The organism is Pseudomonas sp. 22072, from assembly GCF_052046095.1.
Lineage (GTDB): Bacteria > Pseudomonadota > Gammaproteobacteria > Pseudomonadales > Pseudomonadaceae > Aquipseudomonas > Aquipseudomonas paracarnis.
In genome coordinates this window covers 292,739-312,176 of record NZ_JBQEQE010000003.1, presented here as the reverse complement: position 1 = coordinate 312,176, position 19,438 = coordinate 292,739, and the positions used below count along the sequence as shown (strand labels likewise).

Here is a 19,438-nt window from a genome sequence, read left to right as displayed (position 1 = left end):
CTGCATGAACGTGGCTGTCTCGCCCAAAGCGCGCAGTTTGAGTTGGAGACGCCTGTTACTGGTGACGGTGCTGTGCCTGCTTGCGCCGCGCCTATTTGCGCAGACGCCCAGCCTGGCCGAGCACCGTGCGCAGGCGGTCACCCAAGTGGTGCTCGGTATCCTCAGCTACGCCCGTTGGCCGGTTGAGCCTGCGCAATTGCGGCTGTGCATTGTCGGGCCGACTCAGTACACCGATGACCTGGTCAAAGGCACCACCCAGGCCACCGGTCGTCCGGTGCTGGTGCGGCGCCTGCTGGTCGATCATCCGGATATCGTCAATGCCTGTGATGCCGTCTACATCGGCAAAATCACCCCCGACGAACGCAACCGCCTGTTTACCTCATTGATCGGCCATCCCGTACTCAGCATCAGCGAAGGGGGCGACCAATGCACGGTGGGCAGCCTGTTCTGCCTGCGCGTCAGCGATGAGCAGGTGTCGTTCGAGGTCAACCTGGATTCCGTCGCCCGTAGCGGCGTGCGCATCCATCCCAGTGTGTTGCAGTTGTCCCGTCGTCGAGCGCCTGGCTCATGAGTCGCGATAAAGTGCGGCCGACCCTGCGCTCGGTAATTGCCCGCGGGCATATGATCCTGGCGCTGGTAGCAGTGACCCTGGCCAGTGTGTCGCTGACCCTGCTGGGCGTACTTGCCCTGCGGGTTTACGCCGAGCACAACCTGCACCTGATCGCCCGCTCGATCAACTACACCGTGGAAGCAGCCGTGGTGTTCAACGACAGTGCGGCGGCCACCGAAGCCCTGAGCCTGATTGCCTCGACCGAAGAAGTGGCCCAGGCAGAAGTATTCGATATCAACGGCAAGCTGCTGGCGCGCTGGGTTCGCCCGGAAACCGGCATGTTGTCACGGGTCGAGCTGCAAATAGCGCACGCCCTGCTCGAACAGCCCATCAGCCAGCCGATCCTGCGCCAGGGGCAAACCGTCGGCAGCATCCATCTGGTCGGCCACGGTGGCAGCCTGTTGCGCTTCTTGCTCAGTGGCTTGATCGGGATTCTGATCTGCACCGCCCTCAGCGCCTGGGTGGCGTTGCATCTGTCACGGCGTCTGTTAAATGGTATCACCGTGCCATTGCAACGCCTGGCTGCCGTCGCCCACGCCGCCCGCAGCGAGCGAGACTTCGACCGCCGCGTACCCTCGGCGCAGATCGCCGAACTCGACAGCCTGGGCAGCGACTTCAACGCCCTGCTCGGTGAGATGGAGGCCTGGCAAAGCCACCTGCAAAGCGAAAACGAAACCCTGGCCCACCAGGCCAGCCACGACAGCCTCACCGGCCTGCCCAACCGCGCGTTCTTCGAAGGCCGGCTGATCCGTGCCCTGCGCAGCGCGGCCAAGGTCAACGAGCGGGTGGCGGTGCTGTTCCTCGATAGCGACCGCTTCAAAGACATCAACGACAGCTTCGGTCACGCCGCTGGCGATGCCGTGCTGGTGGCCGTTGCCGACCGCGTGCGGGCGCAACTGCGCGAGGACGACCTGGTGGCGCGCCTGGGCGGTGATGAATTCGCGGTATTGCTGGCGCCCCTGCACAAGGCCGAAGACGCCCAGCGCATCGCCGACAAAATCATTGCCAGCATGGACATGCCGATTCCACTGCCTGGAGACACCCAGGTGTTGACCTCCCTCAGTATCGGCATTGCGATTTATCCCGAGCATGGTGCCACGCCAGGGACCTTGCTCAACGCTGCCGACGCGGCGATGTACCAGGCCAAACGATTGTCTTCGGGCGGCCAGCAAACGGCGGAGTCGGAGCACCCCGTCGCCAACGTTCAACACAGGAGTTGATTCCCTTGTTCGCTAACACACGCGTTTTATTTATTTCTTTGCTCGTGGCCTTCCTGGCCCTCAGCGGCTGCCAGACGCCACCCAAAGGCCTGACCCCGGCGCAAGTCGCCGTGCTCAAGCAGCAAGGCTTCGAGCTGACCGATGAAGGCTGGGCCTTCGGCCTGTCCGGCAAAGTGCTGTTTGGCAGCGACGTCGAAACCCTCAACAAACCCAGCACCGACATCGTCGAACGCATCGGCCAGGCCCTGGTAGGCGCGGGTATCGAGCGTGTGCGTGTCGACGGCCACACCGACGCCTCGGGCAAAGAGCCCTACAATGTTGCCCTGTCCCTGCGCCGCGCCAAAAGCGTGGGCAAGGTGCTGACCCGCGTGGGCATGAAAGAAGAAAACATCCAACTGCGCGGCCTGGGCAGCAGCGAGCCGGTAGCGCCGAATACGACCACAGCAGGCCGCACCGAGAATCGCCGGGTGTCGATCGTAGTGATCGCAGACTAAGCGGGTTCACCTTTCCCAAGCTGAAATGCAATCCAATGTGGGAGGGGGCAAGCCCCTCTCACAGTTGTTCTGCGATGTGCTAGCAAGAATGTTCGCTCAACGGCTCGGTGTCATCGCCTGCGTCAAGTCATCCACCACGGCCTTGCCCCTCTCATACATATAATGCGCGGCCCATGCGTATTGGTCGCCGCGAAAACCTACCAACGACCATTAGGAGTTTTCTCTGTAGGAAAGACCTGTCATGACGAATTTTAATGGCTGGGCTGATGAAGTTTCGCTTTTTCGCAAATGGTGGGCTTAGTTAAATGGACGCTATAAGTAACTACCGTAAAGGATTGCGATGACTATAAATGTCAGTCATTTTCGCCAGGAAGTATCTAAAGTCAGGCTTTCAAAAGATGCATTTGCTGAGCTATTGACGATAAGAGAGTTGTTCGAGACGGTAAGTCAAGGTGTTAGATTCGATACCAAGGTCGCTTACATTAATCCTTTACAGTCAAGCGTGCTGAGAGAGGAGCTGAATAGAATACGAAATATGATCGATCATGAAAGTCATGTCTTGATTCTCGATGGCTTTAAGGTGGATAAACTTTCAACGTTCAAATCTCTGGTGTGGACATTCGGTTCCTTACTCGGTGTCCCAATGGTACAGAATCATCTTGGTCATAAAGTGATTGAGGTTTATGACCGAGGTGGCAAAAGCATTGAGGAAGGTGCGAGATACCATCAGACCCGTCAAGGCGCCTATGTACATAACGATGGTGTGAGCGACCCGTTGCCTATCGATTACTTGATCCTGGCCTGTGGACAGAAAGCACTTTTAGGAGGTGAGAGCATTCTCATCGATGCAAGCGCGGTATACGCCGAGCTGATGGCGTTCCCAGAAGTATTGGAAGCGCTCAAATGCGACTTCTTTTTTGAGAATCGCGGCATGTCAGAGGATGAAAAACTGTTTAAAGCCCCCATCCTCAGCTTTTCCAGTGAAGGTATTCCACTGATCAGATACTTTCGAGTCTACATTGAGTCAGCTCACCTTAAGGCAGGAGTGCCTTTAACAGCAGCTCAAACCCAGGCACTGGACTTTCTGGATACCGTTCTCGATCAGTCATCGGTTCAGCATCGAGTACTGCTGGAGCCAGGGCAAGTGCTTATTTCAGCCGATAACAAGTTTCTGCATACGCGCACGCACTTCATTGATATGAACGCTCCACGTTCCGAGATCAATGATGCTGAGCCTTTGAGTGATCTTAATCGTTATATGCTACGGCTGTGGTTACGCAAACGATGATGCATCGGTATTCATAACGTAAGTCCTCCCATATCCGCCATAAGCCGAGCCCCATGGACAACTCCGATATCGCGATCACGTTGGTCTTGATTTCTGCCTTTATGCACGCCACTTGGAATGCCGTAGTTCGCGCCGGTAGCAGTCGCTTCATGACCTTGGCCATGGTCGACGGCACCGCGCTAGTGATATGCCTGCTGGCGTTGCCGTTTGTAAGTGTGCCTAGCCTGGAGGTATGGGGCTATATACTCGTCTCTGTGGTGCTCAATACGGTCTACCGGCTATTTTTGATTAAAGCGTACGAAACGGGTGACTTCGGTCAGGTTTACCCGGTGATGCGTGGGGTGCCGCCCGTATTGGTCGTGCTGTTTTCTTACTTTCTGCTGCATGAACAGTTGTCCTCCCAGGCGTTGACGGGAGTGTTGCTGATTTGTGTGGGGATTATCAGCTTGACCTTTGTGCGCAGGATGACGGCGCAGATGTTCAAGCCGATCCTGATGGCGGTGTGCGCCGGTGCGTTTATTGCGTCTTACACGGTGGTGGATGCTAAAGGTGTAAGAGCCAGTGAGACGGTGCTGCAGTACATTATTTACCTGACAGTATTCCAAAGTATCCCGATCCCGATGCTGGCGTTTTCCAAAGAACGTTCAACCTTGGCTCGTGCGATACGTGGGCACTGGCGAGTTGGGCTATTAGGCGGTGTTTTTTACCTGGCGTCTTACGGATTGGTGTTGTTTGCCTTGTCGCTGGACGCGGTGGCCAAGGTCTCAGCTCTGCGGGAAACCAGTGTTATTATCGGCGCCATTATTGCTGCGCTGTTCTTTCACGAACGGTTCGGTTGGCGACGGATGCTTTCGGCGTTCGTCATTGTTTGCGGGATCATTTTGATCAAAGTGAGCACCTGATGGCCCAGCGTCCGCCCCCCACACCTATGCTTCAGGCGTTCGTCAGCGCAGCGCAAACCGGTAGTTTCGCCCGTGCAGCGTCTGAGCTTAACCTCACCGCCAGTGCCATTAGCCATCAAATCGCGGGCTTGGAGGAATGGTGGGGCGTGTCGTTGTTTGAGCGGCACTCACGCGGCGTCAAGCTGACTGCAGCAGGGCAGGCTCTGTTGCCAGTTACCGATGAGTTTTTCAAGGCGCTGGATGGGGTATTGCATTCACTCAATCCCGGTAAGTCCCAACCGTTATACCTATCATGCACGTCTTCCCTCTGTTCGACGTGGCTAATCCCCAGGATGCACGGCTCTCACACGCAGGCTTCATTCAACCTGGATCTGGTGTTGACCAGCGCCGACATGAGCAGCACCAGCCTGGAGGCCCATCAATACGATGTCGCCGTGGTGATGGGGTACGGTGACTATCCGGATCATTATGTCGAACTGTTGATGCGCGACGCCGTATTCCCCGTGTGTTCGCCCGATTTTCTGCGGTTGAAGGGCGGCATTGTTCTGGAGGATGTCGCCCGCTATCCGCTGATTCATCGGGTGGACGATCAGGTATGTCCGGGGTGGGAAAGCTGGTTTGCGTTTCAGGGGCTGGCGCCGCCGCCTTATCACCACGGGCCGAGATTTCCGGATTCGAGCCTGGCGATCAGCTTGGCGGTGAAGGGCGGAGGGATTGCGCTGGGCAGGACTGCGTTGGTGTATGACCAACTGGAAGACGGTGCGTTAGTTGCGTTGAATAGCCCTGTGATGATGTCCCCTGCGGCCTACTACATCATTTGTCGAAACGGGCGTCAGTCGGAGCCGGAGATTGCTCGGCTGATTGAATGGCTCAAGAACAGCGCGGGTGAGTTTCTGCGCGAAGTTCGGCTTCGGCATCCGCAAATTGCTGCAGCAGGAGCGGTCTAAATGTAGGAAGCCTCCGTTGCTCCTTTAGCACCTCACTTCGCAAACCTGATCTCCCGCGTCTGCCCCATTAACAACCCCTGATTCTGCTCCGTCACTTCCCGAATGTAATCCCACAACAACGTAATCCGCTTCAACTTCCTCAAATCCTCCCGGCAATACATCCAGAACTGCCGTGTAATCGCAATCTGCTCCCCCAGCACCGGTAACAAGCGCGGGTCCTGCGCCGCCAGAAAACACGGCAATATCGCCATCGACCGGCCTTGCTGGGCCGCCACGTATTGCGCGATCACGCTGGTACTGCGCAGGCTGGCGCTGGCGCCGGGCACCACATTGGCCAGGTACAGCAACTCCGAGCTGAAGGCCAAATCATCCACATAGCTGATAAACGGATGCTCGGCCAGATCCGCAGGTTTGCGGATCGGCGGGTGTTGGTCGAGGTAGTCCTGGGTGGCGTACAACTGCAATTTGTAGTCGCACAGTTTGCAGCACACATACGGCCCGTGTTCAGGGCGTTCCAGGGCGATGACGATGTCGGCTTCGCGCTTGGACAGGCTGATGAAGTGGGGCAGGGGCAGGATATCCACCGAGATCGCAGGATAAGTGTCGACGAAGTGGCTCAGTTGCGGGGTGACGAAGAAGCTGCCGAAGCCTTCGGTGCAGCCCATGCGCACATGGCCGGACAGCGCCACGCCGGAGCCGGACACCTGTTCGCAGGCCATGTGCAGCGTGCTTTCGATGGATTCGGCATAACCCAGCAACCGCTGGCCTTCGCTGGTGAGCACGAAGCCGTTGGTCCGGGATTTTTCGAACAGCAGCGTGCCGAGGGACACTTCCAGAGAGCTGATGCGCCGCGACACGGTGGTGTAGTCCACCGCCAAGCGCTTGGCGGCCACGCTAGCCTTGCGGGTGCGGGCTACTTCGAGGAAAAACTTCAGGTCATCCCAGTTCAGGGCGCCCAGGGAGGTGATGTTTTTTTGCATATTGGACCGGCTTTTATGTGCGTTCTTATTAGAGATTTGCACATCTATACTCCAAAAACAGTCCGAACGCCTCATTCTTCAAGGCGATTCAACGCCTTGGTTCTCTGCATAACTACAAGATTCTGGAGACCACATGAACGCATCTGCCGATATTTCCGTGCAACAGGTCAAGTTGCTGATCAACGGCGAGTGGGTCGAGTCCAAGACCACCGAGTGGCAAGACATCGTCAACCCGGCCACCCAGCAAGTGCTGGCCAAAGTCCCGTTTGCCACCGCCGATGAAGTCAACGCGGCCATCGACGCTGCCCATCAAGCGTTCCAGACCTGGAAACTCACGCCGATCGGTGCGCGCATGCGCATCATGCTTAAGTTGCAAGCCTTGATCCGCGAACATTCCAAGCGCATTGCTGTAGTCCTCAGCGCCGAGCAGGGCAAGACCATTGCCGATGCCGAGGGCGATATTTTCCGCGGCCTGGAAGTGGTTGAGCACGCTTGTTCCATTGGCACACTGCAAATGGGCGAGTTCGCCGAGAACGTGGCCGGCGGCGTGGATACCTACACCCTGCGCCAGCCTATCGGCGTGTGCGCCGGCATCACCCCGTTCAACTTCCCGGCGATGATTCCGCTGTGGATGTTCCCGATGGCGATTGCCTGCGGTAACACCTTTGTACTCAAGCCTTCCGAGCAAGACCCGTTGTCGACCATGCTGCTGGTGGAGCTGGCGCTGGAAGCCGGTGTGCCAGCCGGCGTGCTCAACGTGGTGCATGGTGGCAAGGACGTGGTGGATGCACTCTGTACTCACAAAGACATCAAGGCAGTGTCCTTCGTCGGTTCGACGGCTGTGGGCACGCATGTCTACGACCTGGCCGGCAAACACGGCAAGCGTGTGCAGTCGATGATGGGCGCCAAGAACCACGCGGTGGTGCTGCCGGATGCTAACCGAGAACACACCCTCAACGCCCTGGTCGGTGCCGGTTTCGGCGCGGCTGGCCAGCGTTGCATGGCCACCTCGGTGGTGGTGCTGGTGGGCGCGGCCAAGCAGTGGCTGCCAGACCTCAAGGCCCTGGCACAAAAGCTCAAGGTCAACGCCGGCAGCGAAGCGGGCACGGATGTCGGCCCGGTGATCTCCAAGCGTGCCAAGGCGCGTATCCTGGAGCTTATTGAAAGCGGTGTGAAGGAAGGCGCCAAGCTGGAGCTCGATGGCCGCGATATCAAGGTGCCGGGCTTCGAGCAAGGCAACTTTGTCGGCCCGACCCTGTTCTCGGGCGTGACCACCGACATGCGCATCTACACCGAGGAAATCTTCGGCCCGGTGCTGGTGGTACTGGAAGTCGAGACACTCGATCAAGCCATCGCCCTGGTCAACGCCAATCCGTTTGGCAACGGTACAGGCCTGTTCACCCAGAGCGGTGCGGCGGCGCGTAAATTCCAGAGCGAAATCGATGTGGGCCAGGTCGGCATCAACATCCCCATCCCGGTGCCAGTGCCGTTCTTCAGCTTCACCGGCTCCCGCGGTTCCAAGCTCGGCGACCTGGGCCCTTACGGCAAGCAAGTGGTGCAGTTCTACACTCAGACCAAAACCGTCACCAGCCGCTGGTTTGATGACGACACGGTCAACGATGGCGTCAACACCACCATCAACCTGCGCTGAACTCGGGAGACGACCATGAAAATTGCATTCATCGGCCTGGGCAACATGGGTGCGCCCATGGCCCGCAACCTGATCAAGGCTGGGCACGCGCTTAACCTGTTCGACCTGAACCAGGCGGTACTCAAGGAACTTGCCGAACTGGGCGGCACCATCAGCAGCTCGCCGCGTGATGCGGCCCAAGGTGCCGAACTGGTGATTACCATGCTGCCGGCAGCCGCCCATGTGCGCAGCGTGTGGCTGAATGAAGACGGTGTACTCGCCGGCATCGGCGAAGGCATCCCCGCCGTGGATTGCAGCACCATTGACCCGCAAACCATCCGTGAAGTAGCGGCTGCGGCAGCCAAACAAGGTGTGGCAGTGGCCGATGCGCCGGTCTCCGGTGGCACCGGCGGTGCCCAGGCCGGGACGCTGACCTTCATGGTCGGCGCCAACCCGGAATTGTTCGCCACCCTGCAACCGGTGCTGGCGCAGATGGGCCGCAACATCGTGCACTGTGGTGATGTCGGCACCGGGCAAATCGCCAAGATCTGCAACAACCTGCTGCTGGGTATCAGCATGGTCGGCGTCAGTGAAGCCATGGCCCTGGGCGATGCACTTGGCATTGATACACAAGTGCTGGCCGGCATCATCAACAGCTCCACGGGGCGCTGCTGGAGTTCCGATACCTACAATCCTTGGCCAGGCGTGATCGAGACCGCGCCATCATCGCGTGGCTATACCGGTGGTTTTGGTGCCGACCTGATGCTCAAGGATTTAGGCCTGGCCACCGAAGCTGCACGCCAGGTGCACCAGCCGGTGATCCTCGGCGCAGTGGCCCAGCAGCTGTATCAATCGATGAGCCAGCGTGGGGAAGGGGGCAAGGACTTCTCGGCGATCATCAACAGCTATCGCAAGCCCAAATAAAAACCTGTGGCGAGGGAGCAAGCTCCCTCGCCACAGGTTTTGCTGGGTCAGGCAAACACAAAATACTTACGCACAGTCTCGACCACTTCCCACGTCCCCTTCATCCCTGGCTCCACTACAAAGATATCCCCAGCGCGCAGATGGATCGGCTCCATGCCTTCAGGCGTGATCACGCAGTAGCCTTCCTGGAAATGGCAGTATTCCCACTTCACGTATTCCACGTACCACTTGCCCGGTGTGCAGATCCAGGTGCCCATGATCTTGCTGCCGTCTTCGCTGGTGTAGGCGTTGAGGTTGACAGTGTGCGGGTCGCCTTCGAGCTTTTCCCATTTGCAGGCATCCAGGACCGGCAGTGGGTGGGCGTCGCGCAGTACGGTGATGGGCTTGGGCATGATGACTCCGAGGCAGAGAAGGAAAAGATGCACCCTAAGGCCTTGGGCATTGCGCAGATGGTCTGAACTCGACATTGGGATGCCCAGAAGCGCAGTCACCTGAACACCGCGGTCCCCTGTGGGAGCCGGGCTTGCCCGCGATGGCGGTGGCACAGCGAGCATCTCGATTGCCTGACACTCCGCTATCGTTGGCAAGCCAGGCTCCCACGAGAGGTCGTGGCGTATCTGAGCGACAGATCTGTGCATCAAACCGATGTTTCCTCGCAGTAACTGCGAAAGATTTCCCGTGTCGCGCCAGAATTCGCAAGAAAATTCACATCCCTCCCTCGTATCATTCACCTCAGTAACGAGTGAGAGCCTTGCAATGAACCCAATAAAAACGTGGTGGGATATCAGCCCGCCCTTGAGCACGGCCACCCCGACCTGGCCGGGTGATACGCCGTTCCAGGAGGAGCGCGTGTGGCAGTTCGGCCCCGAGTGTCCGGTAAATGTGGGGCGCGTCACCCTGTCGCCGCACACCGGTGCCCATGTGGATGCGCCGCTGCATTACAGCGCTGATGGCGCGCCGATTGGCGAGGTGTCGCTGGATGTGTATATGGGGCCGTGCCGGGTATTGCACTGCCTGGGCAGCGGCGCCCTGGTGCAGCCCCATCAGTTGCAAGGGCGTGTGGATAACCTGCCCGAGCGCGTGCTGCTGCGCACTTATCCACAAGCTCCGCTCACCGACTGGGATTCGAACTTCACCGCCATCGCCCCCCAGACCATTGAGCTGCTGGCCAGCCTGGGGGTGCGCCTGATCGGTATCGATACGCCGTCCCTGGACCCGCAACAATCCAAGACCATGGATTCGCACAACGTCGTGGCGCGCCATGGCATGGCGATCCTCGAAGGCATCGTGCTCGATGACGTACCGGAGGGCGACTATGAACTGATCGCGCTGCCGCTGCGCTTCGCCAACCTGGACGCGAGCCCCGTGCGCGCCATTCTCCGCCCGCTCAAGGAGCCCACGCGATGAGCCAATGTCCTTTTTCAGCTGATTACCAACCGCCGGAAGAATGGCATAACGCCGAATTGAATTTCTCCGAGTCCATGAGCTATGGCGACTACCTGGACCTGGGCAAAGTCCTCAGCGCCCAGCACCCGCTGTCGCCAGACCACAACGAAATGCTCTTCATCATCCAGCACCAGACCTCTGAGCTGTGGATGAAACTGATGCTTCACGAACTCAAGGCCGCCCGCGAACATGTGCGCCTGGGTGAGCTGCCGCCGGCGTTCAAGATGCTGGCGCGGGTGTCGCGGATCTTCGATCAACTGGTGCACGCCTGGGCGGTGCTGGCGACCATGACGCCATCAGAGTACAAGGCGATTCGCCCGTTCCTGGGGCAGTCGTCGGGGTTCCAGTCGTTCCAGTACCGCGAGATCGAATTCATCCTCGGCAACAAAAGCCCGGCGCTGCTGCGGCCCCATGCTCATCGCCCGGAGTTGCTGCAGCAATTGCAGGTGGCGATTGCCACGCCGTCGCTGTATGACGAGGCCGTAAACCTGATGGTCAAGGCGGGGTTGGCGATTGATCCCAAGCGCGCCGAGCGCGACCCGACCGCAGCCACGGTGCACGATGAATCGGTGGAAGCGGCCTGGCGCGAGGTATATCGCGACCCGAGCCGTTACTGGGATTTGTATCAGTTGGCCGAGAAGTTTATCGACCTGGAAGATTCGTTCCGCCAGTGGCGCTTCCGGCATGTCACCACGGTGGAACGCATCATCGGCTTCCAGCCGGGTACTGGCGGTACTGAAGGCGTGGGGTACCTGCGCAAGATGCTCGACACGGTACTGTTCCCTGAACTCTGGCGAGTACGTTCCACGCTCTAAACAAAAAAGCCCCGGATTACCGGGGCTTTTTTTATGTGAAATACAGTCAACTGTGGGAGCTGGCTTGCCAGCGATGGCGGTGTATCAGCCGGCCCACCCGTTGGCTGACACGCCGCCATCGCGGGCAAGCCCGGCTCCCACAGGTGTTACTGCGCCACAGCTACTTTCCCGTTTCTGATCCGAAACCGATAGGCAACGTAGATAATCCCCACCCACACCGGCATCGCGTACACCGACTCACGAATTCCCGGAATCGCCAGCATCACCCCGATGATCATCACCATGAAGGCCAGACACAGGTAGTTGCTGAACGGGAACCAGAAGGTCTTGAACGACGGCGTCACGCCTTGCTCGCCCATGGCCTTGCGGAACTTGATGTGGGTCAGGCTGATCAGCGCCCAGTTGATCATCAGCGAAGCAACCACCAAGGCAAACAGCAACTCCAGCGCACTGTGCGGCGCGACGTAGTTGACCACCACGCACAGCATCGTCACCAACGCCGAAATCGCCAACGCCCGTAGCGGCACGCCTTGCTTGTTGAGCTTCATCAGCGCCTTGGGCGCGTCACCTTGCTCGGCCAGGCCGAACAGCATGCGGCTGTTGCAGTACACGCCGCTGTTGTACACCGACAACGCCGCGGTCAGCACCACGAAGTTGAGGATGTGGGCGGCGGTGTCGTTGCCGATCAGCGAGAAGATCTGCACAAACGGGCTGCCGCTGTAGGCATCGCCTGACGCGCCGAGGGTTTGCAGCAGTTGATCCCACGGGTACAGCGACAACAGCACGGTCAGCGCACCGACATAGAAAATCAGGATGCGGTACACCACCTGATTGATTGCCTTGGGGATCACCTTGCGTGGTTCGCTGGCCTCGGCGGCGGTGATGCCGACCAGTTCCAGGCCACCGAACGAGAACATGATGAAGGCCATCGACATCAACAGCCCCATGCCGCCATTGGGGAAGAAACCACCGTGGCTCCACAGGTTGCTGACCGAGGCCTGGGGGCCGCCGGTGCCGCTGAACAGCAGGTAGCAGCCGAGCACGATCATGCCGACAATCGCCACCACCTTGATGATCGCAAACCAGAATTCGGCTTCACCGAAGAACTTCACGTTCAGGGTGTTGATCAGGTTCACCGCGACGAAGAACACCAGCGCGCTGACCCAGGTCGGGATCTCTGGCCACCAGAACTGGATGTACTTGCCCACCGCCGTCAACTCGGCCATGCCCACCAGCACGTAGAGCACCCAGTAGTTCCAGCCCGCCAGGAAGCCCGCGTAACCGCCCCAGTATTTATGTGCGAAGTGGCTGAAGGACCCGGCCACCGGCTCTTCGACGATCATCTCGCCGAGCTGGCGCATGATCAGGAACGCGATAAACCCGGCCACCGCATAGCCCAGGATCATCGACGGCCCCGCCGACTTGAGTACCCCGGCCGAGCCGAGGAACAAGCCTGTACCAATCGCACCTCCCAAGGCGATCAGCTGAATGTGCCGGTTCTTCAGGCCTCGCTTGAGGCCCACCGGGTTAACCATGTCATCCGCCATTAACATTCCCTTCTACTTGTTTTTCTCAAGGGTGATTGCACGCCGCATCGGCCCCTCAGAACTGCTGAGGGTCAGATATTACTCTGCGTAAACTTTTCGTAATACAGCTGAACGCCATCAAGTGCCTGATCCGCCAGCCATTGCTGGATGGATTCGACCATCGGAGGGGGGCCGCACACGTACATATCCGCCGATCTGTCCCGCAGTTCGGCCAGGTCGAAATGCTCGGTGAGGTAGCCGCGTTTGCCCGTCCACTCGGCTGAGGCGTCGCTCAGCACTTCGGTGTAGCGAAAGTTCGGGATTTTTGCCGCGTAGGCGTGGATACGCGCCGCTTCACATAAATCTTCGGCGCCGCGCACGCCGTAGTACAGGTGCACAGGTTGCGTGCAGCCGTTGACGGCCAGCTCATCAAGCATACCCAGCAACGCCGACAACCCGGTGCCGCCCGCCACCAGTACCAACGGTTGGGTGACGTGCCGCAGATAAAACGCACCCAAGGGCGCCTCCATCAACATTTCATCACCTACCTGGCAGCGTTCACGCAGGTAGTTGCTCATGACTCCATCGGGCAGCAGGCGTACCAGGAACTGCAACTGATTACCCGGCCGGTTGGCGAAGGAGTAGGAGCGCCAGCTATCGGTGCCGGGCACCGACAGGCGCGCATATTGGCCCGGCAAAAAATCCAGTGGCTGGTCCAGTTGCACCTGCAAGATGGCGGTGCTGGTCGAGACCTGCTGCACCGCGCTCACCGTGCCGCGTACCTGCACGGGCCCGGGGGCGTTGCACAGGCTCGAATCGAAGTCGAAATAGAAGGTGGCGTCGGACTTCACCCGGGTCTGGCAACTGAGCATCTTGCGCTGTTGCAGGTCGAGGCTGGAAAGGGCTTCGTCGTCGACATAGTCCTGGGTGTACTCGCCGGATTCGCAACGCCCCTGGCAGGTTCCGCACACGCCTTCGCGGCAATCGAGCGGGATCTTGATGCCGTTGCGCAGGGCCGCGTCCAACAGGATTTCATGGGCGCCCACCGGGAAGAACAGGGTCTTGCCATCGGCAAAGCTGAAGGCCACTTTGTGATTCATTGATGAAACTCCAAGCGTGCCCCTGTGGCGAGGGAGCTTGCTCCCGCTGGGCTGCGAAGCTGCCCCAAAAAACTGGGAGCGNAGCGCTGCGCACTCCAGCGGGAGCAAGCTCCCTCGCCACAGGGGGGGGCTGGTTTTTAAAGGTGATAGAAATCCAGCACCGAGTTGATGGTGTCGTTGAGCAGCAGGGCGTGCTTGCGCGTGATCAGCCAGCTGTCGCCCTCGGGCTTGAGGCGATAGGTTGCGTGCCCATAGAACTGCTCGGAAGTAGCCAGCCGATAAAACAGCGTGTGCCAGTTCAAACGCACCTCCAACGTGCCGTCGGCCTGCTCGGCAATGCGCACGTTGTTGATCAGGTGCAAGGTGCGCGGCATCGGCGTGGCGGAGGCGGCTTTGCCGGTGCGCAGGCGGAACACGCGGTCTTCCAGGCCCGAGCGGTTGGCGTAGTAGATCAACGACATCTCGCGCTTGGGGTCTTGGGTGTAGACGTGTTCGGAATCCCATTGCGGCAGGTGGAATTCGCTCTGCGGGTCGAACAACTGCACGTAGGCGTCCCAGTCCTGGGCGTCGCACAGTTCGGACTTGCGGTAGAAGAACTGCTCGATCTGGTACTGCAATTGCGCATTCATCACTTCACCTCCCGCAGGCTCAGGGCCCGCTGGTCCAAACCCTTGAGCAGAAACCGTTGCCAATTGCGGTGCTGGTTGACGTACAAGCCTTCGTGGGTGAACTCAGTGCCGGTCATGGCTGGTTGAATGCCGATGGCCTCGCTGTTGGGCGTCGGCCCGGTCTCCCAGCGATGGCTGCCGCGAGAAATATCGCTCCAGCGCTCCAGGCGGCCCTGGAAACCGCGCTGGGCTTCGCGAAATTCCACCAGGTCGTCGGGCGTGCCCATGCCCGAGACGTTGAAGAAGTCCTCGAACTGGCGGATCCGGTTTTCGCGATCGGCGTCGGACTCACCTTTCACGCCCAGGCACTGGCTGATGATTTCGGTCTTGTTCCAGGCCACCGGGCGGATGATGCGCAGCTGCGAGCTGATCTGGTCGAGAAAGAACAGGCTGGGGTAGATGTTCAGGTTGCGCAGGCGGTGCATCATCCACTCGGCCTTCTGCTGGCCGTGTTCTTCTACCAGGCGCGGCATGATGGTGGCGTAGCCGGAGCGCACGCTGGGGTTGGGCATGTCGCTGAACAACACACTGTGGCCGTTATTGAAGGCGAACCAGCCGTCATCGGTATTCGCGTCGCCGGCGCCGAGCTTGCTGTAGTCCAGCGTCGTGCTGGAACCTGCGCCGTTCTCGGTGTTGACCTGCTGGCGATGCTGCACGGTGGCCACGTAGTTGTAGTGCACGGTGCTGACGTGATAACCGTCCAGGCCGTTTTCGTTTTGCAGCTTCCAGTTGCCGTCGTAGGTGTAGGCAGACTTGCCCGCAAGCACCTCCAACTCTCCGGTGGCCGATTGCGCCACCATCATGTCGAAGAACACTTTGGCGTCGCCGAGGAAATCTTCCAGGCTGTCGGTGCCGTTCACGTCCAGGCTGATAAACACAAAGCCCTTGTAGCTGTCGATGCGCGCTTTTTTCAGGCCGCGGGTGGCCTTGTCGAAACCTTCCGGGTATTCCCCTGGCGCCTTGACCTTCACCAGTCGGCCATCGCTCTTGTAGCACCAGGCGTGGAACGGGCAGGTGAAAGTGGATTGGTTGCCCTTGCCCACGCGGGTGAGGGTAGTGCCGCGATGCTGGCAGGCGTTGATCAGCGCGTTGAGCCGGCCTTCGCCGTCACGGGTGATGATCATCGGTTGGCGCCCGGCGCGCATCGTCACGAAGTCGTGGTTATGGGCCAGTTCGCTTTCGTGGCAGGCGTAGATCCAGTTTTTTTCGAAGATCAGCTCCATCTCCAGGTCGAACAGTTCGGGCTCGGTGAACATGTCGCGGGCGATGCGGAACACTTCATCTGCCGGGCGAAAGTCCAGGCAGCTTTCGATAAAGGTTTTCCACTGCTCGACGGTTCTTGCACCACTCATGGGAGGCACCTTTTGATCATGGCTAAACGGTGAGCCATTAAGCGGCTGCAATGCGGTAGCGGGCTATCCGCTTAATGGGGGAACGCAGGCCGCAAAGTTGGGCAACAAATACCCATGGCGGTGCGCGCAGGTGACGGCATGCGCTACTGTGATGGTGGGCGATGGTCGTAGAACCCTGGGATTTATCCACATAGTCGGCCCTTACTATCCACCCAGTGGCCACGCTGCTGGCGTGGCCTGGAACTTGCTGTCGAGGTTCAACGACGCGCCGCCAGAGCGCGCAAATGCCTAACCGCCGTGGGTGCACCCTGATGAGTAGCCAGACACGCGATATTCATATTCAACGCTTCGACCTGGAAGGCGCGCGCAGCTGGATGTCCGGCATCTGCGGGCCCCATCGCCTGGCGACGGCCACCCCCGAACGCCTGCGCTTTCACCACAGCGCCAACGTGTTCAAATCCCGCGCCACCACCCTGGGCGTGATCGAGTACGGTACCGATGTGACCATCGACATCGAAGACGCCGAGCACTTCAGCAGCTACAGCTTGAGCCTGCCGCTGGTGGGCGAGCAGGAGCTGAGCAAGAACGGTGAGCGCCTCAGTTCCAACCGCGACCAGGGCGTGATCATTTCACCCAATGAGCATCAGGTGCTGGCGATTTCCGGTGACTGCCGCAAGTTGCAGGTGGTGATCACCCGTGCGGCGATGAGCGAGTCGCTGGAAGGTTTGCTGCAACGGCCCATTGATGCGCCGCTGCGCTTTGAATCGGTGATGGATGCTGTGGACGGCGCCCCGGCCTCGTGGTGGCGCATGGCGCGATACTTCATCGCCGAACTGGAATGCAGCAGCGAGTTGTACGAGCAGGCGGCGTTTACCCGTGACCTGGAAAGCTCGCTGATCAAGGGGCTGATCCTGGCCCAACCGAATAACTACTCTGAAGAACTGCGCGAGGTTCTGGGGGTGAAACTGCCGCACTACTTGATCCGTGCGCGGCAATTCATCCACGACAACGCCCGTGAAGTGCTGCACCTGGAAGACCTGGAAGCGGCAGCGGGCGTGTCGCGGTTCAAACTGTTCGATGCATTTCGCAAGTACTTCGCACTGTCGCCCATGGCGTATCTGAAGAAGCATCGGTTGGGGGCGGTGCGCCAGGAGATTCTGGAGCAGGGCTCAATGCGCACTATTTCTGAAATCGCCCTGGGCTGGGGGTTTACGCACCTGGGGCGGTTTTCGGCGGAATACCGCAAGCTGTTCGATGAGTCGCCCAGCCAGACATTGCAACGCAAGCGCCTGCGCAGCCTTTGAAACCAATGAAGATCAAATGTAGGAGCGAGCTTGCTCGCGAAAAACGTTAACGATAACGCGNTTTTTCGCGAGCAAGCTCGCTCCTACAAGGGAATTGCGGTGTTTGGGAAAATCTCAGATCAACTCTTCAACCAGTTGCAGGCAATGAGTCAGCCCCGGCGACTGGTCATTCACCCGCCGGCTCAGAATGATCGGCGAAGTCGCAGTGGCCTCCACAATCGGCGTATAGCCAATATCCGCCCGATGCAGCACCTGCACCGACGCCGGCACCAACGTCACCCCCATACCTGCGCCCACCAGGCCAATAGCGGTCTGCAATTCGTTGGTCCACTGCGCCACCTTCAGGCTCAAGCCATGGGCGTCGAACAGCGCGATCACATGGTCGGCATAACTGGGGCGCGGGTTGCCGGGGTAGAGCACAAAGGGTTCGCCGGCCAACTGGGCGAGGGTGGCCGGGGCGCCCAGCAACGGGTGACCACTGGGCAGCACTGCTACCAGGCGGTCCTCCACCAGTACGCGCTGGACGATGGCCGGATCGTCGATGCGAATCCGCCCGAAGCCTACGTCAATGCGGCCAGCCTTGAGCGCTTCGACCTGCTGCAAAGTGGTCATCTCCGACAAACCCAGCTCCAGCTCCAGGGCCTCGTGAGTGCGCAGGCGCCGAATCAGCTCCGGCAGCACGCCATACAAGGTCGACGGCGCAAAGCCGATGCCCAGCCAGGTTTTCTCGCCTTGGCCGATGCGCCGGGTGGTGTCGCAGACCTTGCCCAGTTGTTCGAGCAGCATATTGGCATGCTCATAGAAAAACCGTCCGGCCTCTGTCAGCCGCAAGGGCCGGCTGCGCTCCAGCAGCACCACCCCCAGTTCGTCCTCCAGTTGCTGGATCTGCCGGCTCAAAGGCGGCTGGGCGATATGCAAGCGTTCGGCAGCTCGGGTGAAGTTGAGGGTCTCGCCCAGCACCTGGAAATAGCGCAAGTGACGCAGTTCCATATCGACTCCTTTCATACCTTGAGGGTATCGCACGAGACCAATTCTATATTGGAAGCCCAAAAAAATGCGGAACAGAATCGACGTAAATTTATAAAGAACCCAATGGGTATTGCCATGCCGATTTGCACCATCGAGTCGATTGAAACTGTCATCGTCGACCTGCCCACCCTTCGCCCGCACAAGCTGGCGATGCACACGATGCAAAACCAGACCCTTGTCATCATTCGCCTGCGTTGCACCGACGGCATCGAAGGCATCGGTGAAGCCACCACCATCGGCGGCCTGAGCTACGGCAACGAGAGCCCCGACAGCATCAAGGTCAACATCGACTGTCACTTCGCGCCGCTGTTGATCGGCCAGGACGCGAGTAACGTCAACGCGGCGATGTTGCGCCTGGAGCGCAGTATTCGCGGCAACACCTTTGCCAAGTCCGGTATCGAAAGCGCCTTGCTCGACGCCCTCGGCAAACGCCTCGGGCTCCCGGTCAGCGAGCTGCTGGGCGGGCGTGTGCGTGATGCGTTGCCGGTGGCCTGGACCCTGGCCAGCGGTAATACCGAACAGGACATCAGCGAGGCCGAAAAAATGCTCGACCTGCGCCGTCATCGCATCTTCAAATTGAAGATCGGCGCCGGTGAAGTCAACCGCGATCTGGCCCATGTGATCGCGATCAAAAAAGCCCTGGGCGAGCGCGCCAGTGTGCGCGTCGACGTCAACCAGGCCTGGGATGAAGCCGTGGCCCTGCGGGCGTGCAAGGTGCTCGGCGACAACGGTATCGACCTGATCGAACAACCGATCTCGCGCAACAACCGTGGTGGTATGACTCGGCTCAACCTGTCGAGCCCGGTGCCGATCATGGCCGATGAGTCCATCGAGTGTGTCGAGGATGCATTCAACCTGGCCCGTGAAGGCTCGGCCACAGTGTTCGCCCTCAAGATCGCCAAGAACGGCGGCCCGCGTGCCGTATTGCGCACGGCGGCGATTGCCGAAGCGGCTGGCATCGGCCTGTACGGCGGCACCATGCTCGAAGGCGGCATTGGCACCCTGGCTTCGGCCCATGCCTTTCTCACGCTGAACACCCTGGCGTGGGGCACCGAATTGTTCGGCCCGCTGTTGCTCACCGAAGACATCCTCACCGAGCCACCGGTGTACCGCGATTTCCAGCTGCACGTTTCCAGCGCGCCGGGCCTGGGCCTGGCGCTCGATGAAGAGCGCCTGGCGTTCTTTCGCCGTGACAAACACTAA

19 protein-coding genes and 1 pseudogene are annotated in these 19,438 nt (G+C 59.6%); 12 read left to right on the top strand and 8 right to left on the bottom strand.

Going from position 1 to position 19,438, the window contains the following annotated elements:
* Positions 1-4: 4 nt before the first annotated feature.
* From ACTJLA_RS05125 to ACTJLA_RS05115, 3 genes are read left to right on the top strand one after another with little or no spacing between them, the layout of a single operon-like run.
* The gene (locus ACTJLA_RS05125; RefSeq protein WP_034128794.1) at positions 5-571 is read left to right on the top strand and encodes a YfiR family protein; all 567 of its coding nucleotides are present in this window, start codon (positions 5-7) and stop codon (positions 569-571) included.
* Positions 568-1,830 carry a diguanylate cyclase domain-containing protein gene (locus ACTJLA_RS05120; protein WP_034128793.1) on the top strand — a complete coding sequence of 421 codons (1,263 nt, stop codon included), beginning with the start codon at positions 568-570 and terminating at the stop codon, positions 1,828-1,830. Before ACTJLA_RS05125 ends, ACTJLA_RS05120 begins: the two co-directional genes overlap by 4 nt.
* Before the next feature lie 5 nt (positions 1,831-1,835).
* The gene (locus ACTJLA_RS05115) at positions 1,836-2,324 is read left to right on the top strand and encodes an OmpA family protein (RefSeq protein WP_034128792.1); all 489 of its coding nucleotides are present in this window, start codon (positions 1,836-1,838) and stop codon (positions 2,322-2,324) included.
* 96 nt (positions 2,325-2,420) lie between these two features.
* On the opposite strand, the pseudogene ACTJLA_RS05110 reads toward ACTJLA_RS05115, so the two are convergent.
* A pseudogene (locus ACTJLA_RS05110) lies at positions 2,421-2,516 on the bottom strand (DUF3077 domain-containing protein); the annotation flags it as partial.
* Between the two features lie 148 nt (positions 2,517-2,664).
* Between ACTJLA_RS05110 and ACTJLA_RS05105 the strand changes: the two are divergent.
* Genes ACTJLA_RS05105 through ACTJLA_RS05095 form a run of 3 tightly spaced genes read left to right on the top strand, consistent with a single transcriptional unit; the run spans position 2,665 to position 5,461 of the window.
* Entirely contained in the window at positions 2,665-3,612 is a 948-nt protein-coding gene (locus ACTJLA_RS05105; protein ID WP_089042341.1) for a TauD/TfdA family dioxygenase, read from the top strand.
* 53 nt (positions 3,613-3,665) lie between these two features.
* The gene (locus ACTJLA_RS05100; protein WP_054897000.1) at positions 3,666-4,514 is read left to right on the top strand and encodes an EamA family transporter; all 849 of its coding nucleotides are present in this window, start codon (positions 3,666-3,668) and stop codon (positions 4,512-4,514) included.
* On the top strand, positions 4,514-5,461 hold the full coding sequence (locus tag ACTJLA_RS05095) for a LysR substrate-binding domain-containing protein (protein WP_060764178.1): 948 nt from the start codon (positions 4,514-4,516) through the stop codon (positions 5,459-5,461). The genes ACTJLA_RS05100 and ACTJLA_RS05095 overlap by 1 nt, the downstream gene beginning before the upstream one ends.
* Before the next feature lie 32 nt (positions 5,462-5,493).
* On the opposite strand, the gene ACTJLA_RS05090 is transcribed toward ACTJLA_RS05095, so the two are convergent.
* Positions 5,494-6,441 carry a LysR family transcriptional regulator gene (locus ACTJLA_RS05090; protein WP_034128788.1) on the bottom strand — a complete coding sequence of 316 codons (948 nt, stop codon included), beginning with the start codon at positions 6,439-6,441 and terminating at the stop codon, positions 5,494-5,496.
* 133 nt (positions 6,442-6,574) lie between these two features.
* On the opposite strand from ACTJLA_RS05090, the gene ACTJLA_RS05085 reads away from it, so the two are divergent.
* Both ACTJLA_RS05085 and mmsB read left to right on the top strand, forming a co-directional pair.
* Positions 6,575-8,092 carry a CoA-acylating methylmalonate-semialdehyde dehydrogenase gene (locus tag ACTJLA_RS05085; RefSeq protein WP_096143200.1) on the top strand — a complete coding sequence of 506 codons (1,518 nt, stop codon included), beginning with the start codon at positions 6,575-6,577 and terminating at the stop codon, positions 8,090-8,092.
* A 15-nt stretch (positions 8,093-8,107) separates the two neighbouring features.
* Complete coding sequence (gene mmsB, locus ACTJLA_RS05080; RefSeq protein ID WP_314545502.1) at positions 8,108-8,995, top strand: 3-hydroxyisobutyrate dehydrogenase; 888 nt, start codon at positions 8,108-8,110, stop codon at positions 8,993-8,995.
* A 47-nt stretch (positions 8,996-9,042) separates the two neighbouring features.
* On the opposite strand, the gene ACTJLA_RS05075 is transcribed toward mmsB, so the two are convergent.
* Positions 9,043-9,387 carry a cupin domain-containing protein gene (locus ACTJLA_RS05075; protein ID WP_314545499.1) on the bottom strand — a complete coding sequence of 115 codons (345 nt, stop codon included), beginning with the start codon at positions 9,385-9,387 and terminating at the stop codon, positions 9,043-9,045.
* Between the two features lie 364 nt (positions 9,388-9,751).
* Between ACTJLA_RS05075 and kynB the strand changes: the two genes are divergently transcribed.
* Both kynB and kynA read left to right on the top strand, forming a co-directional pair.
* On the top strand, positions 9,752-10,402 hold the full coding sequence (gene kynB, locus ACTJLA_RS05070) for an arylformamidase (protein WP_181125032.1): 651 nt from the start codon (positions 9,752-9,754) through the stop codon (positions 10,400-10,402).
* Positions 10,399-11,256, top strand: coding sequence for a tryptophan 2,3-dioxygenase (gene kynA, locus ACTJLA_RS05065; RefSeq protein WP_072434974.1), 858 nt, complete (start codon positions 10,399-10,401; stop codon positions 11,254-11,256). Before kynB ends, kynA begins: the two co-directional genes overlap by 4 nt.
* Before the next feature lie 146 nt (positions 11,257-11,402).
* Here kynA and ACTJLA_RS05060 read toward each other — a convergent pair whose 3' ends face one another.
* The 4 genes from ACTJLA_RS05060 to antA form a co-directional block, all read right to left on the bottom strand.
* A complete protein-coding gene (locus tag ACTJLA_RS05060) occupies positions 11,403-12,803 on the bottom strand; it encodes an amino acid permease (RefSeq protein ID WP_034128783.1) in 1,401 nt (466 codons plus the stop codon).
* Between the two features lie 71 nt (positions 12,804-12,874).
* Positions 12,875-13,882, bottom strand: coding sequence for an anthranilate 1,2-dioxygenase electron transfer component AntC (antC, locus tag ACTJLA_RS05055; protein ID WP_057975035.1), 1,008 nt, complete (start codon positions 13,880-13,882; stop codon positions 12,875-12,877).
* Between the two features lie 137 nt (positions 13,883-14,019).
* Positions 14,020-14,511, bottom strand: coding sequence for an anthranilate 1,2-dioxygenase small subunit (gene antB / locus ACTJLA_RS05050; RefSeq protein ID WP_034128781.1), 492 nt, complete (start codon positions 14,509-14,511; stop codon positions 14,020-14,022).
* Positions 14,511-15,902: an anthranilate 1,2-dioxygenase large subunit gene (gene antA, locus ACTJLA_RS05045; protein WP_314545481.1), complete on the bottom strand. Its 1,392-nt coding sequence runs from the start codon at positions 15,900-15,902 to the stop codon at positions 14,511-14,513. The genes antB and antA overlap by 1 nt, the downstream gene beginning before the upstream one ends.
* 311 nt (positions 15,903-16,213) lie before the next feature.
* Between antA and ACTJLA_RS05040 the strand changes: the two genes are divergently transcribed.
* Positions 16,214-17,206, top strand: coding sequence for an AraC family transcriptional regulator (locus ACTJLA_RS05040; protein ID WP_060764185.1), 993 nt, complete (start codon positions 16,214-16,216; stop codon positions 17,204-17,206).
* Positions 17,207-17,320: 114 nt separating this feature from the next.
* On the opposite strand, the gene ACTJLA_RS05035 is transcribed toward ACTJLA_RS05040, so the two are convergent.
* Positions 17,321-18,196 (bottom strand): LysR family transcriptional regulator, encoded by an 876-nt coding sequence (locus ACTJLA_RS05035; RefSeq protein WP_054896990.1) that lies wholly within the window; start codon positions 18,194-18,196, stop codon positions 17,321-17,323.
* A 114-nt stretch (positions 18,197-18,310) separates the two neighbouring features.
* On the opposite strand from ACTJLA_RS05035, the gene ACTJLA_RS05030 reads away from it, so the two are divergent.
* On the top strand, positions 18,311-19,438 hold the full coding sequence (locus ACTJLA_RS05030; RefSeq protein WP_054921521.1) for a muconate cycloisomerase family protein: 1,128 nt from the start codon (positions 18,311-18,313) through the stop codon (positions 19,436-19,438).

Excerpts from the sequence above, each read along its gene's own strand:
- antA (WP_314545481.1), bottom strand. The coding sequence starts at position 15,902 with ATGAGTGGTGCAAGAACCGTCGAGCAGTGGAAAACCTTTATCGAAAGC.
- ACTJLA_RS05035 (WP_054896990.1), bottom strand. The coding sequence starts at position 18,196 with ATGGAACTGCGTCACTTGCGCTATTTCCAGGTGCTGGGCGAGACCCTC.
- mmsB (WP_314545502.1), top strand. The coding sequence starts at position 8,108 with ATGAAAATTGCATTCATCGGCCTGGGCAACATGGGTGCGCCCATGGCC.
- ACTJLA_RS05075 (WP_314545499.1), bottom strand. The coding sequence starts at position 9,387 with ATGCCCAAGCCCATCACCGTACTGCGCGACGCCCACCCACTGCCGGTC.
- kynB (WP_181125032.1), top strand. The coding sequence starts at position 9,752 with ATGAACCCAATAAAAACGTGGTGGGATATCAGCCCGCCCTTGAGCACG.
- antB (WP_034128781.1), bottom strand. The coding sequence starts at position 14,511 with ATGAATGCGCAATTGCAGTACCAGATCGAGCAGTTCTTCTACCGCAAG.
- ACTJLA_RS05040 (WP_060764185.1), top strand. The coding sequence starts at position 16,214 with ATGAGTAGCCAGACACGCGATATTCATATTCAACGCTTCGACCTGGAA.
- ACTJLA_RS05120 (WP_034128793.1), top strand. The coding sequence starts at position 568 with ATGAGTCGCGATAAAGTGCGGCCGACCCTGCGCTCGGTAATTGCCCGC.
- ACTJLA_RS05105 (WP_089042341.1), top strand. The coding sequence starts at position 2,665 with ATGACTATAAATGTCAGTCATTTTCGCCAGGAAGTATCTAAAGTCAGG.
- kynA (WP_072434974.1), top strand. The coding sequence starts at position 10,399 with ATGAGCCAATGTCCTTTTTCAGCTGATTACCAACCGCCGGAAGAATGG.
- ACTJLA_RS05090 (WP_034128788.1), bottom strand. The coding sequence starts at position 6,441 with ATGCAAAAAAACATCACCTCCCTGGGCGCCCTGAACTGGGATGACCTG.
- ACTJLA_RS05060 (WP_034128783.1), bottom strand. The coding sequence starts at position 12,803 with ATGGCGGATGACATGGTTAACCCGGTGGGCCTCAAGCGAGGCCTGAAG.
- ACTJLA_RS05125 (WP_034128794.1), top strand. The coding sequence starts at position 5 with ATGAACGTGGCTGTCTCGCCCAAAGCGCGCAGTTTGAGTTGGAGACGC.
- ACTJLA_RS05085 (WP_096143200.1), top strand. The coding sequence starts at position 6,575 with ATGAACGCATCTGCCGATATTTCCGTGCAACAGGTCAAGTTGCTGATC.
- antC (WP_057975035.1), bottom strand. The coding sequence starts at position 13,882 with ATGAATCACAAAGTGGCCTTCAGCTTTGCCGATGGCAAGACCCTGTTC.
- ACTJLA_RS05095 (WP_060764178.1), top strand. The coding sequence starts at position 4,514 with ATGGCCCAGCGTCCGCCCCCCACACCTATGCTTCAGGCGTTCGTCAGC.
- ACTJLA_RS05100 (WP_054897000.1), top strand. The coding sequence starts at position 3,666 with ATGGACAACTCCGATATCGCGATCACGTTGGTCTTGATTTCTGCCTTT.
- ACTJLA_RS05030 (WP_054921521.1), top strand. The coding sequence starts at position 18,311 with ATGCCGATTTGCACCATCGAGTCGATTGAAACTGTCATCGTCGACCTG.